Source organism: Lacticaseibacillus kribbianus, from assembly GCF_020180945.1.
GTDB lineage: Bacteria > Bacillota > Bacilli > Lactobacillales > Lactobacillaceae > Lacticaseibacillus > Lacticaseibacillus kribbianus.
This window is the reverse complement of sequence record NZ_JAIPUL010000001.1, coordinates 441296-453919: the sequence shown is the minus strand read 5'-3', so window position 1 is coordinate 453919 and position 12624 is coordinate 441296. Positions and strand designations below refer to the sequence as shown.

The 12624-nt window shown below is 64.0% G+C and carries 10 protein-coding genes and 1 pseudogene; 3 read left to right on the top strand and 8 right to left on the bottom strand.

Annotated features, from left to right (window positions below):
* Positions 1-93 precede the first annotated feature (93 nt).
* From LE416_RS02180 to LE416_RS02165, 4 genes are all read right to left on the bottom strand, one after another.
* The gene (locus LE416_RS02180) at positions 94-921 is read right to left on the bottom strand and encodes an energy-coupling factor transporter transmembrane component T family protein (protein ID WP_225046857.1); all 828 of its coding nucleotides are present in this window, start codon (positions 919-921) and stop codon (positions 94-96) included.
* A complete protein-coding gene (locus tag LE416_RS02175) occupies positions 911-2623 on the bottom strand; it encodes an ABC transporter ATP-binding protein (RefSeq protein WP_225046856.1) in 1713 nt (570 codons plus the stop codon). The genes LE416_RS02180 and LE416_RS02175 overlap by 11 nt, the downstream gene beginning before the upstream one ends.
* Before the next feature lie 518 nt (positions 2624-3141).
* Positions 3142-3702 carry an ECF-type riboflavin transporter substrate-binding protein gene (locus tag LE416_RS02170; RefSeq protein WP_225046855.1) on the bottom strand — a complete coding sequence of 187 codons (561 nt, stop codon included), beginning with the start codon at positions 3700-3702 and terminating at the stop codon, positions 3142-3144.
* Positions 3703-3714: 12 nt separating this feature from the next.
* Complete coding sequence (locus LE416_RS02165; RefSeq protein WP_225046854.1) at positions 3715-4557, bottom strand: SAM hydrolase/SAM-dependent halogenase family protein; 843 nt, start codon at positions 4555-4557, stop codon at positions 3715-3717.
* Between the two features lie 435 nt (positions 4558-4992).
* Between LE416_RS02165 and LE416_RS02160 the strand changes: the two genes are divergently transcribed.
* A complete protein-coding gene (locus tag LE416_RS02160) occupies positions 4993-5556 on the top strand; it encodes a hypothetical protein (RefSeq protein ID WP_225046853.1) in 564 nt (187 codons plus the stop codon).
* 183 nt (positions 5557-5739) lie between these two features.
* On the opposite strand, the gene LE416_RS02155 is transcribed toward LE416_RS02160, so the two are convergent.
* From LE416_RS02155 to LE416_RS02140, 4 genes are all read right to left on the bottom strand, one after another.
* On the bottom strand, positions 5740-6666 hold the full coding sequence (locus tag LE416_RS02155) for a phosphate/phosphite/phosphonate ABC transporter substrate-binding protein (protein ID WP_225046852.1): 927 nt from the start codon (positions 6664-6666) through the stop codon (positions 5740-5742).
* 546 nt (positions 6667-7212) lie between these two features.
* A complete protein-coding gene (locus LE416_RS02150) occupies positions 7213-9090 on the bottom strand; it encodes an EndoS/ChiA family endoglycosidase (RefSeq protein ID WP_225046851.1) in 1878 nt (625 codons plus the stop codon).
* Between the two features lie 510 nt (positions 9091-9600).
* Positions 9601-10359, bottom strand: coding sequence for an NADPH-dependent oxidoreductase (locus tag LE416_RS02145; RefSeq protein ID WP_241864923.1), 759 nt, complete (start codon positions 10357-10359; stop codon positions 9601-9603).
* 160 nt (positions 10360-10519) lie between these two features.
* Positions 10520-11398 carry a LysR family transcriptional regulator gene (locus LE416_RS02140; protein ID WP_225046850.1) on the bottom strand — a complete coding sequence of 293 codons (879 nt, stop codon included), beginning with the start codon at positions 11396-11398 and terminating at the stop codon, positions 10520-10522.
* 87 nt (positions 11399-11485) lie between these two features.
* On the opposite strand from LE416_RS02140, the pseudogene LE416_RS02130 reads away from it, so the two are divergent.
* Together LE416_RS02130 and LE416_RS02125 are read left to right on the top strand one after the other, a co-directional pair.
* Positions 11486-12055, top strand: a pseudogene (locus LE416_RS02130) (chromate transporter).
* Positions 12052-12606 (top strand): chromate transporter, encoded by a 555-nt coding sequence (locus LE416_RS02125; RefSeq protein WP_225046848.1) that lies wholly within the window; start codon positions 12052-12054, stop codon positions 12604-12606. Before LE416_RS02130 ends, LE416_RS02125 begins: the two are co-directional and overlap by 4 nt.
* The last annotated feature ends 18 nt before the right edge of the window (positions 12607-12624 follow it).

Below are 12624 nucleotides of genomic sequence, written 5' to 3'. Positions count from 1 at the left end.
CGGCGGCCCGAACGCCGCCAACCCTCGACCACGCAAAACGGCCCCGGAACTGCCGCACAGCAATGTGTGCGACGGTTCCGGGGCCGTTAATGCTCAGCGGAACGGATTGAAGAAGCGCCCGCCGTTGACGCGAAACAGCAGCAGCCCGACGACGATGATGCCCGCGGTGCCGGCAATCACCGCCCAGTCCGCGGCGGCAAACGGCCGGTCCATGTACCACGACCGTTTCTTGTCTCGGCCGAAGCGGCGCAGTTTCATGGCTTGGCTGATGGTTTCGATGCGGTCCAGCGAGCTGAAGATCAAGGGCATCAGAACCTGCGCCGCGCCGCGGAGGCGGTGCAGCGGGCCGGCCTTTTTGGACAGCTCGTAGCCTCTGGCCTGCTGGCTTTGGCTGATCTGGTGGTAGACGTGCTGGATGTCCGGAATGTAGCGGAGCGACAGCGCGACGGCGTAGCTGATCTTGTAGGACAGGTGCAGCTTGTTGAGGCTGGCCGCGAACTCGCTGGGGTTGGTGGTGATCAGGAACAGCAGCGCGAGCGGCACGGTGACGACGTACTTGAGCGCCAGGTTGAGCTCGTAGAACAGCTGCTCCTGGGTGATGGTGAAGTACCCGCTGCCGGCCAAAAGGTGCCGCGTGCCGTACAGGCTGACGCCGTACTCCGGTGAAAACAGGTAGACGGTCAGCAGGTTCAACAGCGAGAACACTAAGATCAGCTTGACCACCAGGCGGATCTGGCGCCAGTGGATGTGGGCCATCTTGAACAGGATCAAAGACATCACCACGATTGCAGCGGTGAAGCGCGTGTCGTAGCTGGCCATGGCGATCAGCGAGATGCCGACGAACGCCAGCAGCTTGGTCGCGCCGCTGAGCCGGTGCAGCCAGGTGTCCCCGGCGGCGAACCCGAACAGGTTATTCGTCATGGCTCATCCCCTGCCTTTCGTGTTCGATCACCTGGCCGGTGAAGCGGTCGGGGTCCAGCCCGAAGCGCTGCGCCAGCTGGTACAGGCTGGTCTCGGCGAGGCTGGCCGCCTCGATCACGCCGGTGTCGCTCAGCACCCGCGCCGGGGCGGCGTCCATCAGGATGCCGTCGTCCCCGAGGACAATGGTGCGGCTGGCGTACTCCAGCATCAGGTGCATGTCGTGCGTGATCAGCATGATGGTCATGCCGTGCTCTTGGTTGAGCGACTCCAGAAACCGCATCATCTGCGTGTAGTGGCGCCAGTCCTGGCCGGCGGTCGGCTCGTCCAGGATCATCATGGCCGGCTGAAGCACCAGGATTGCGGCGATGGTGACGCGCTTTTTCTGGCCAAAACTCAGCGCCGAAATCGGCCAGTGGCGAAATTCGTACAGGCCGCAGATGCGCAGCGCCTCATCGACCCGCGCGTCGCGCTCGGCCGCCGGCACACCGCGCAGGTCCAGCCCCAGCCCGACCTCGTCTCGAATCAGGTTCTTGGAAATCATCTGGTTGGGGTCCTGCATGATGTAGCCGATGCGGTCAGCTCGCTCCTTGATCGACAGCGTCTTCAGGTCGGTGCCGGCAAAGCGCATCGTCCCGGCCTGAGGCTGCTCGAAGCCGACGAGCAGCTGGCTCAGCGTGGTCTTGCCCACCCCGTTGCGGCCGACCAGCGCGACCATGTCGCCCCGGTTGATGGTCAGGTCAAGGTCCTTGAAGATCTGGGTGTGGCGGTCGTAGCCGAAGCGCAGCCCCTGGATGGTCAAAAGCGGTTCGCCAACCTGGCGGCGCGGGGCGGCGGGCTCGGCCGCCGACCAGGCGCGCAGGCGCGATTCGAGGTGCGGCGCCGCCACGGTCTGGACACTCGCGATGCCGGTGACGGTGGCGAGGTCGACCCCCGCCGCCGTCAGCGCCTGCAGGTAAAGCGGGCTGCGCACCCCGATCTGGGGCAGCAGTGCGCTGTGCAGCAGGTCGCTTGGCGTCACGTCGGCGATCAGCTGGCCGTTGTCGATCACCAGCACCCGGTCGACCGGCTGCGTCAGCACATCCTCGAGGCGGTGTTCGATGATCACGACGGTCACGTCCAGCCGCGCGTGCAGGTCCTCGATTAGCTTGATGGACGACTTGCCCGTCGCCGGGTCGAGCGCCGCCAGCGGCTCGTCGAACAGCAGCACCTGGCCGTTGTCGATCAAAACGCCGGCCATCGCGGTGCGCTGCTTCTGCCCGCCGGACAGGTCCTGCGGCGACTGGGTGAGCTGGCCGGAAATGCCCAGGGTCTTGGCCACTGCCGCCACCCGCTCGTGCATCTCTGGCACCGGCGCGCCGTCGTTTTCCAGCGCAAAGGCGATGTCCTCGGCGGTGGTGAGGCCGACGAACTGGCTATCCGGATCCTGCAGCACCGTGCCGACGTGCTGCGACAGGTCGAAGACCGAGGAGGCCGCGACGTCTTGGCCGCAAACCGTGACCTTGCCCGTCAGCTTGCCGGGAATGGCGTGCGGAATCAGGCCGTTGATCAGGTTGCCGAGCGTCGACTTCCCGGAACCGGACGGGCCGACAATCAGCACCTTTTCGCCGCGCGCAATGGTCAGGCTCACATCGTGCAGCGTGGGCTCGGCCTGGCTATCGTATTGGAACGACACGTGGTCGAATTGAATGATGGGTTCAGCCATGAGGGACCGTCCTTTCAGAGAGTGGAGAAGCGCGGGCTTAGCGGGCTGAATAGCCTAGCGCTAGCGTTGAGGCGCACTTAGCCTCGGCGCTAGTGCGTAGCTATTCACGCCCGCGTTGCGCTTTGGAACTCGTTTAGAGAGTGGAAAAGCGCGGGCTTGGCGGGTCGGATGGCCTAGCGAAGGCGCTTGGGTCGCACTTTGGCCCGAGTGCCTTCGCGTAGCCAGTCGCGCCCGCGTTGCGCTTTGGAACTCGTTTAGAGAGTGGAGAGCGGCGGGCTTAGCGGGTCGGCTAGCGTAGGACTGACACTTGAAGCGCACTTGGCTTCAAGTGTCGGGCCTAGCTGGACGAGTCCGCGTTGCCGGTCGGAACTCGTTTAGAGAGTGGAAAAGCGCGGGCTTAGCGGGTCGGATGGCCTAGCGAAGGCGCTTGGGCCGCACTTTGGCCCGAGTACCTGCGCGTAGCCAGCCGCGCGCGTTGCGCTTTGGAACGCGTTTATCGCGTGGCGCGCGTCAGGCAACTACTCCTTCTTCAGGCTGCCCTTCTTGGTGCGGGTCGCTGCGTAGGCCACCAGCAGGATTGTGCCGATGACGCCGGCCGAGACGCTGTTGGAGATTGCGGAGACCAGACCCTGCAGGTAGACCTTGTTGGCCGGTTCGGAGTAAACCAGGATGTCGAGGGTCGGGGCAACCAGTGCCCAGCCAGCGACGTTGGTCAGGATCTGCACGATGTTGTAGGTGACGATCTTGCGAACGCCGAAGTCACCCTCGCTGACGTCCAGGCGCTTCCAGAACAGGCCGATCACGCCGCCGACGAGGCCGGTCGTGAAGACCCAGGTCCACCAAGGCGAACCGTACGCGGTGAAGTCAGTCAGCGCGTGGCCGAGGAAGCCGGAGACGAAGCCCGCCACCGGCCCGAACAGGAGGCTGAAGAAGCCGAGGAAGCCGTAGGAGGTGTCGATGTTGGTGTTCGGAATGCCGCTTGGGATGGAGACCCAGCGCTTGAGGATGAAAATGATGGCGGTGCCGATGCCGATGGCGACGACCGTTTTGACGCTCAGTGTGTTCTTGTTGTTTTTCATTGTGATTACCCCTTAGTCAATCTTCTTGAATGTGATTTGCCAGTCAACGCCGGTGCCGATGTGGTACAGCTTGGAGAACGAATCCTGGTTGATGGCGACGCCCAGGTTCAAAAGCGAGTTGACGTACACCAGCGGCTCGCCCTCCGACACCGCCGCGAAGGTGCGGGTGAACGGAATCTGGTTCTGGTAGCGCAGCTTGCCGTTGTTGCGGATGGTGACCTGCACCTGGTCGCCCGCCGCGATACCGGCGGCGCGCGCGGCGGCCGACGAGATGTTGGTCCACAGCGACCCGAAGCGGATGTCCAAAATGTCGATGGTGCCGCTGATCTGCTCGGCCGTCGTGGTCACGTTGCCCAGCGGCAGCCGCACCAGCTCGCCGATGGCCAGCGGCTTGCCGAGGTCTTCGAGCTTGATCTGCCCGCTGGCCAGGCGCGCGCCGTTGTACGCGTACACGTCGCGGCCGTGGAAGGTGTGGCTCTCCTGGCTGCCCGGCAAGGCGGAGGTCACCTCGTCGATCTGCACCGCGCGGCGGATGCCGACGTAGCGGTCCAGGTGCGTCAGCGTGCCGTTGTCCGGCGTGATGATGAAGTGGCCATCGGTGGTTTCGACCGCGATGCTGCGGCGGTCGGACCCGACGCCCGGGTCGACCACGGAGACGAACACGGTACCGACCGGCCAGTACTTGGTGGTCTGGTACAGCCGGTAGGACGCGGCGAAAATGTCGTAAGGCGGAATCTCGTGCGTCAGGTCGTGGACGCTCAGGTCCTCATCCACGCCGTAAGCAACGCCGTACATGGCGGCAACGGCCCCATCGACTAACCCAAAATCTGTTTGCAGCACTAATTTGTTACTCACGTTAACGCATCCTTTCTTCTCCTTGACCATTGCGACTGCGGAAAAACCAAAGGGTCGCCCCAAGATGTTCTCAACATCTCAGGACGACCCTTTCGTCGCGGTACCACCTGAATTGCCCACTGCGGGCCACTCTAGGCTTAAGGCGCCACCACCCGGAACTTCCGCCCCTTGTAGGATTCATTCGTTTGAGCTGCGAGTTGACTTTTCAGCTACCATCAATCTCTTTGCACGCAGGTGATCAACTTACTATTTCCTAGCCGGGTTAAAATATACACGCATTGTAGCACAGGTTTTCCGAAAAAACAAAAAACGGTCAACTTTTTTTCACGCGCGCCGTCAGAATCAGCCTCCGGCCGCATCCAAAGCGCCGCCAAAAACGGTACACTACAATCAGATCCAGGCCCGCAACACGGGCCCGACATAAGGAGTGACACCATGATTCAACTTTCTAGGCTCTCCCGGCAGGCGCTGGTGCTCGCCACGGCGGCCGCGGGCCTCGCGCTCGCCGGCTGCAGCGTGAACGCGGACGGCGGCCTGACGGTGGGCAACCACGCCGAAAGCAGCAAGGTCAGCAGCAAGGCCGACAGCAGCAAAACCGCCAGCGACAGCGCAAGTGACAGCAGTCCGAGCAACGACGACGCCGACACCAGTGCCAGTGCCGACAGCGCCAGCAGTACCGACAGCGATAATGCCGAGAACAGCGCCAGCACCGGAAGCAGCAGCACTGAAAGCGACGGCGCCGAAGCAAGCAGCACCGAGAGCACACAGACCCCAGCAAACAGCCTGCAGGCCGCGGTGGCGGCACTCGCCCAGCGCGGCCTGACCGCCAACGACCAGACCGAGGTCGACGTGGTGACGCTGCCGGGCGCCGTCAAGGCCACCGACGGAATCAGTTTCCACAGCGACAGCGGCTTCAGGCTGACGCTGCTGCAGTTCGCCGCAGGCAGCGACTGCCAGGCGGCCCGCACCTACTACGCGCGAGCCAACCAGAAGGTGTAGGCCACCGGTACGCGGCTGTTGATCGGCGACCGCGGCCTGAGCCAGGGGTGGTTCGAGAAGTACCAGCGCGCCATTTTCCGGCAGTAGGCAGCAAGCCTGCACCACAACGAGACGACAAAACCGCGGATTCGCACCCACCCAATCGGTGCGAACCCGCGGTTTATTTTTGGCTAATCAGCGGCGTTACTTGGCGTCGCCCTCGACGCGCTTCTCGTAGGTACGCACGATGTCGAAGTTGCTGTCCTTGGAGGTCACGTACCCTTCGTGACCGTAGACCTCGGAGACGATTGCGTGGCCCTTCTTGGACTTGGCGATCTTGATGAACGCCGCGGCCAGCTTCTTGCGGAAGGCCGGCGTCAGATCTGTGGACACGGAGATGGTGTCGTTCGGGATCGGCTGCGTGAAGTAGATTGGCGTCAGCTTCTTCATGACGTCCGGCACGTCCTTTTGCACCACGGTCCGGGCGTCCTCCCAGACAAAGGCCGCGTCGGCGTCGCCGTTGAGCACCGCCATCACGCCCTGATCGTGGCCCTTGACCGTGACCAGCTTGGCGTCCTTGGCCACGTCGATGCCCTTGGCCTTGAGCTCGGCGGCAGGCCAGATGTAGCCTGACGAGCTGGTCACCTCCTGCGTGGCGATGCGCTTACCCTTCAGATCCTGGATGGTCTTGATGCCGCTGCCGGTCTTGACCAGAATCTCGCTGCGGTAGCTGGAGGTCAGCTTGTCCGAGGTGCGACCGTTGGGCTGCACCACGGCAAAACGCTGGGCCTGAAGCAGCACGTCCGCGGCCTTTTGGCGGTGGGCCTGCACGTAGCCGTCGGGCGGCAGGAAGCCGACCTGGACCTGCTTGGAGGCCATGGCCTCGACGATGGAGTTGTAGTCGGTGGAGACCGAAACCTTCACCGGAATACCCAGCTCCGCCTGCAGCAACTTGGCCAGCGGCTTGGCCTTGGCCTCCAGCGTGTTGGCCTGCTGCGACGGCACGAACTGCACGTTCAGCTGCTTGGGCTCATCCTTTTTCGCCTCGGCCTTCTTCGACTGCCCGCAGGCGGCCAAGGACAACGCGGCGGCGAGGCTGAGGCCTGCCAGTACGATCCGTTTGAAATTCATTTTGCACCCTCCAAAAAGTAGTTGTGTTCGTGAATTCTTGAACGGACTTATCATAACACCCGTGTCTTGACACGGCAAGCGTGGATGTCAGGTTTGTGAGAACTCGACCATTCTGGCAGTACATGCCAGCGCAGGCCGGGGGCCAACGTGCGGGCCCAAGCGTCCGCGCTAGGCTAACCGATCTGCTAAGCCCATGCTTCTCCGCCCTGGGCATCGTCGGGCTGCGAAGCACAGCGCAGATGCGTTTAGCTACGCACGGACACTCGGGCCAAAGTGCGGGCCCAAGCGTCCGTGCTAGGCTAACCGATCTGCTAAGCCCGTGCTTCTCCGCCCTGGGCATCGTCGAGCTGCACGCGGCAACGCCGGCGCGTCTAGCTAGGGTCGGCACTCGGCCCAAAGTGCGGGCCAAGCACCGCCCCTACGCTAGCCGTCCGGCTATGTGCGCCGCGCTTCGCCCTGGGCACAAAAAGGCACGCGCCGCTGTCACGACGCCTGCCTTAGAGGATTGAGGCATCCCCACTGAGTTTCATCGCCTGCCAGAGACCGCTATGCGCGGGCCTTGCGCCAGAATGCGGCGCCACCCAACATCAGCACCGCTGCGCCGAGGCCGGCGAGCCCGGCGTTGGCCGCCTCACCGGTTTGCGGCAAGTTCTTCTTGGCTGCCTTTTTGGCCGCCTTCTTTGCGGCCTGCTTGGTCGCCTTGGCCGCGTGCTTGGCGTCTTTTCGCGCCTTCTTGTCGGTCTTTTCGGCGTGTTTGGCCGCATCCTTCTTTGCCTTAGCCTCTTGCTTCTTGGCCTTGTCCGCTTCGTGCTGAGCCTTCTTGTCGGCCATCAGCTTCGCGTAACCTGCGGCACCGACCTTGTAGCCGGCGGCGTAACCCGCCTGGAATTGCTCCGGCTGATCGGTGAGCGCTGCGGCACGGGAGGCCTTGCCTGCAAGGCCGTCCTGGTTGCCGGCCGCGTAGCCTTCGTCGTAGGCCTTCTTGGCCTGAGCGGCGATGGCGTCTTCGGCCGTCTTGATTGCGGCGGTCAGCGCCTGAGTGGCCTGATCCGCTGCGTCTTGGCTTGCCCAGCTGTCGGCAGCGACGGTCTTGCCCGCCGCGATGGCGGCGTTGAGCGCCGTCTTGTCGGCAACGTTAGGCAGCAGTGCTTCGGCCTGGGTGATGGCGGCGTTGAGCGCCGTCACGTCAGCCATCGGGTTGTTGATCTCGAGCACGGCGTCGAACGTCGGGTCAAGCGACGCCTTGTAGTCATCGGACATGAAGGCACTGTAGACGTCGAAAATGGTCTGCGCGTCGTTGATCGCCTTGGTGGTCTTGGCCACCGTCGCGTCGTCCCACTTGAGGCCCGCCTTCACGCGTGCCACGTGCTGCAAGCCGGCCTTTTTCACCTGGTCCAGGGTGTAGCCCTTGGTCTCGGCAATGGCGGTCTTGGTCCAGCGGTAAGTGGTCGGCTGAACGTGCTGCAGGTCGTCGCTGGAGTACGTGCGGCCGTCACGGTCGACGGCATACATGAACATCCCGCCCAGGTCGCTCTTGGCGAGGAAGTCCGCCTCCTGGTGGTTGTGGGAGCCCAGGAAGTCGGCCGGATTCTGGTCGTACCAGCGGTTGTTGTCGCCTTCTTCAGGGAAGGTCAGGCCGGCCAGGAAGTGGCGGGTGTCGAAGCCAACGGCCTTGTAATCAGCCGCGGCGGCCGCGGTGCGGCCCGTGCTGCTGCCGTACTGCTGATAGCCGACGTAGCTGAAGTTCTTCACGACGTTTTGGAACGGCGCCATGTAGGAGCCGTTGGAATCGTAAATGAACAGCGTGCCGTTGTTGGCGCGCGGGCCGATGTACTTGCCCAGCGCGTTAATCAAAAGATCGGTCAGGCCGGTCGTCTTGGCATCCGGGTACTGCTCCATGTCGATGTCGAGCCCGTCCAGGCCGTACTGGCCGGACAGGGTCTCGATCTCCTGCTTGGCCCAGGTGTCGACCGCGGCCAGCAACTCTTCGTCGTTGAAGTTGGCGCTACCCTCAAGCGTGGCGTAGTACTTCTGGAAGTCGGACACCATCCCCATGTAGCCCAGCGCCCGAACCAGCTTCACGCCGCGCTTGTGCAGCGCCGGCGCGTACGTGTCCTTGAGGGTCTTGAAGTAAGGCGCCGCCGCCTTCTCCTGACCGCCAGGCACGTAGCTGAAAACGTTGACGATATCGATGCCCTGCGGCAGATCGAGCATGGTCTGCGTGTTGGCGTCCGGGATGTCGGTGTTGACCCCCTTCATCTCCTTGTCGCGCCAGGCGCGGTAGTACACCATGAACGTCTTACCGTTCGGACTCGTTGCCGCAGCCACCCGCTGCGGCATCGCAAGCGCCAGACCGGCGAGAAGCGCCAGACCCATGCCGGCCGCAGCCAGCAGGCGCTTGATGCTATATTCGCATTGCTTCATTATTCTCCTACCTCCATAATTCGCGTGGTTCGCCTCGTTTGCCAGAAAATCAGGGAATAAAAGCCAAAAATAATATCTTCACGTGTCGCCACCGTGGCTGAAACGGTTCTCACCACGGCCTAATTTTTATCTAATCTCTTCCCTCGTCTTCCAGCGGACACATTGTAATCGGTTTCTTTCGGTCGTGCAAGGGGGTCGGCACGGAAGTCCACACTTCTTGGTATGACGAGACATAACAGGACACGCGGTGAATGATTCACGAATCCCCACAGATTGGCACGGCTGCAATGTAAGGACAACGAACCAACTCGACTCGTTTCGACCGTTTTGTGAGATTGGTCTAGATGATCGGCGATGGGTTCCTCAGCCAACCGGTGTTGCAGGCGCGAATTATGGCAGGAACGGACGGAAAGCCGCGAAGACAGTCAGGATACATCTTTGAATTAAATATTCAATAATTGCGACAGCAAAGGCCCATCCCTGATGGGGATGGGCCTTGCATTGCCTCGTTCAGGATTCTTGTGCGGGAGCGTCCGCCAGCAGGAACCCCTGCCCCTGCAGCGCCGCCAGCAGCTCGCCGCGCTTGGCCGGCGTGGTGGTCGCCGCCCCGGTCAGCAGGTGCGTGAAGGACTCCTGCCGGGCATTTCTGCTGCGGTTGGCGTAGTAATCGGCGATTGTGGTGTCGTAGTTCGCGATGTCAGCCACGGCCGCGCGCGTGTCGTACCCGTCGGTGAAGTGCATCATCCCCTGCGGCATGCGCGGCTTGGGCTGCGTCGCCTGGTCCGGATAGCCGACGATCAGCCCGAGCACCGGGAACGTGTAGCGCGGCAGGTGCAGCAGCGCAATCAAGCGGCGCGGGTCGTTGAGGATGCTGCCGAGGACCACCGTGCCCAGCCCCAGGCTTTCGGCGGCGTTGACCACGTTTTGGGCGGCCAAAACGGCGTCGCTCACCGCCTGCAGCAGCTTGTCCGCCGAGCCGAGGGCAGAGACGTCCGTCGCCTGCGCCAGCGCCGCGGCGCGGTACTGGTCGGCGACGAAGACGAACAGGTGCCCGTTGCCGTTCACGTAGCGCTGCGTGCTGATGGCGGCGACCTGCGCCCGCACGGCCGGGTCCGTCACGCTGATGACGGAAAAGGCCTGCATGAAGTGCGACGTGGCGGTGTGCTGCGCCACGGACACCAGCTCGTCGATCACGGCCGCCGGCAGCGGTTGCGCCGTGAAGCGGCGAACGGACCGGTGGGCCAGCTGACGTTCAATCTCATCGTTCATTGCGATTCCTCCTAAGGTGGTGGGGCCCGCCCCGAAGCAACGCCGGGGTTCCCGACCGCGCCTGGCACGGGTCGCAGCCACCGCAGTTGCTGAATCCGACTGCCGGCCGTCCCCACTGGTTTCTGCTCATTTTACCACTTGTCGCCGCGCGCGATGCGCCCTACTCCGCCGTCGCCGCTGCAAACGCGTCGATCAGCTCCTGGATCAGCGCGCCGCGGTTGCCGCCGCGCAGGGTCACCGCGTAGTTTTGCGTCGCCATCGTGAGGCCCCGCGGCAGCGCCAGCGCCACCAGAAGGCCTTCGGCGAGCGCCGGGCGGGCCAGCGGCGCCGGCAGCACGGTCGCACCCAGCCCGGCAACCGCGGCGTTCAGGAGCACCGCCGTGTTGGTGCTTTCCATCAGCGGCTCGACGTCCTGCCCCAGCCGGTGCGCGGTGGCCTCGAACACGTCGCGCAGGGTGCTGCCGGGCTCGCGCAAAAGCAGCGGGGCCTGACCCAGCTCGCGGGCGCTCAGCCGCCCGTGCGGCCAGCGCCCCGGCGCCGCCACCAGCATCAGCTCGGTGGTCGACAACCGTGTTGCGGCGTACGCCTGGCTGACCACGCTGCCCTCGATGAAGGCCACGTCGATGTCGCCGTCCGCCAGCCGACGCTTGATTGCCGCAACGTTCTCCGCGTACAGCCGCACCCGAAGCTCCGGGTGCGCGGCGGTGAAGGCCGCCATCACCGCCGGCAGCGTCACCTGACCCAAAGTCAGGCTGGTGCCGATGCGCAGCGGCAGGCGCGGCACCGCCGTTTGGCCGAAGTCGGCCAGCGCGGCATAGTCTTTGAGCAGCCGCTCGGCGCGGGCGCGAAACGCCACGCCGGCCGGGTTCAGGCGCAGCCGGTTGTCGACGCGGTCGAACAGCTGCAGCCCGAGGCTTGCCTCGAGGTCGCGAATCGCGTTGGACACTGCCGGCTGCGAGATGTACAGCCGAGACGCGGCGCGCGTCATCGAGCGCAGGTCCGCCACCGCGGTGAAAATCTCCAGTTGACGCAGGTTCATCTGCTTCTCCTCCTTGGTCGGCACCATCATTTTTCGCTGATGCCGGCGACACCGAATTCATATTATGAATGATACCACAAGCCCGGTATGCTGGAGCCAGGAGGCATCACAATGACAACCAACTGGCTCTTATTTCGCATCTACTTCATGGCAAGCGGCTTCACCTTCTCCGGCGGCATGGCGATGCTGCCGGTGATCGAGCGCGAGCTGTGCGACCGCCGGCAGCTGATCAGCCAGGCCGACCTGTAAGAGTACACCACGCTGTCGCAGTCGCTGCCCGGCGTCATCGCCGTCACCAACGCCTGCTTCGTCGGGCGCAAAATCAACGGCCGCGCGGGCATGCTGGCGGCCGGCGCCGGCGCCGTTTTGCCCGCGTTCCTGCTGATGCTTCTGGCGACCACCGCGTACCAGAAGCTGCCGCGCACCGGGGTCGTGATGGCGGTCATGCAGGCCGTGCGCGCCGCCAGCGCCGCGTTTCTTTTCACTGCCGCGTACCGCCTCGCCCGCTACAACCTGACCGACCCGATTGCCGTCGCGCTCGCCGTCGCTTGCCTGGTGCTGACCGTGCTGGGTCTGGTCACGACGCCGGTGCTGATCGTGGCGGCCGGCATCATCGGCGTCGCGTGCTACCGGCCGAAAAAGGCGGTGACGCGATGATCTGGCAGATGATCTGGGCCTACCTCAAAATCGGCTTTCTGGGCTTTGGCGGCGGCTACGCGATGCTGTCTCTGATCTACGCCGAGTCCACCAAGCTCGGCCTGACGCCGGCGCAGTTCGCCGACCTCAACGCGCTGGACGGGCTGATCCCGGGTCCCGTTGCGATCAACTCGGCAACTTACATCGGCCAGCTCGCCGGCGGCTTCTGGGTCGCTTTGGCCGTCACCCTGACCGTGTGCATCCCCTCGCTGGTGTTCGTGCCGCTGTACATGCGAAACGAGCAGCGCATCCAGGACAACTGGGTCCTGAGCGCGCTTCTCAAAGGCATCAAGCCGGCGAGCGCCGGGCTGATCGTCGCCGTCGCCGTGCAGCTGGCGCTGACCACCATCGGCGGCATCGACTCCGTTTTCGCCCTCGCCCGGGCCCACGTCGATTGGGTCAGCCTCGGCGTGCTCGGCGCGGTGATGGTGCTGGACCTCAAGTGGCAGGTCAATCCGGTGGTGTTGATCGCGCTGGCCGGCGTGGTCGGCGCGATTGGGTACTGGCTGTGAGGACGTCGGCGACGCCAA

Coding starts and splice junctions, on each gene's coding strand:
- LE416_RS02140 (WP_225046850.1), bottom strand. CDS start 11,398: ATGAACCTGCGTCAACTGGAGATTTTCACCGCGGTGGCGGACCTGCGC.
- LE416_RS02180 (WP_225046857.1), bottom strand. CDS start 921: ATGACGAATAACCTGTTCGGGTTCGCCGCCGGGGACACCTGGCTGCAC.
- LE416_RS02160 (WP_225046853.1), top strand. CDS start 4,993: ATGATTCAACTTTCTAGGCTCTCCCGGCAGGCGCTGGTGCTCGCCACG.
- LE416_RS02150 (WP_225046851.1), bottom strand. CDS start 9,090: ATGAAGCAATGCGAATATAGCATCAAGCGCCTGCTGGCTGCGGCCGGC.
- LE416_RS02125 (WP_225046848.1), top strand. CDS start 12,052: ATGATCTGGCAGATGATCTGGGCCTACCTCAAAATCGGCTTTCTGGGC.
- LE416_RS02155 (WP_225046852.1), bottom strand. CDS start 6,666: ATGAATTTCAAACGGATCGTACTGGCAGGCCTCAGCCTCGCCGCCGCG.
- LE416_RS02170 (WP_225046855.1), bottom strand. CDS start 3,702: ATGAAAAACAACAAGAACACACTGAGCGTCAAAACGGTCGTCGCCATC.
- LE416_RS02145 (WP_241864923.1), bottom strand. CDS start 10,359: ATGAACGATGAGATTGAACGTCAGCTGGCCCACCGGTCCGTTCGCCGC.
- LE416_RS02175 (WP_225046856.1), bottom strand. CDS start 2,623: ATGGCTGAACCCATCATTCAATTCGACCACGTGTCGTTCCAATACGAT.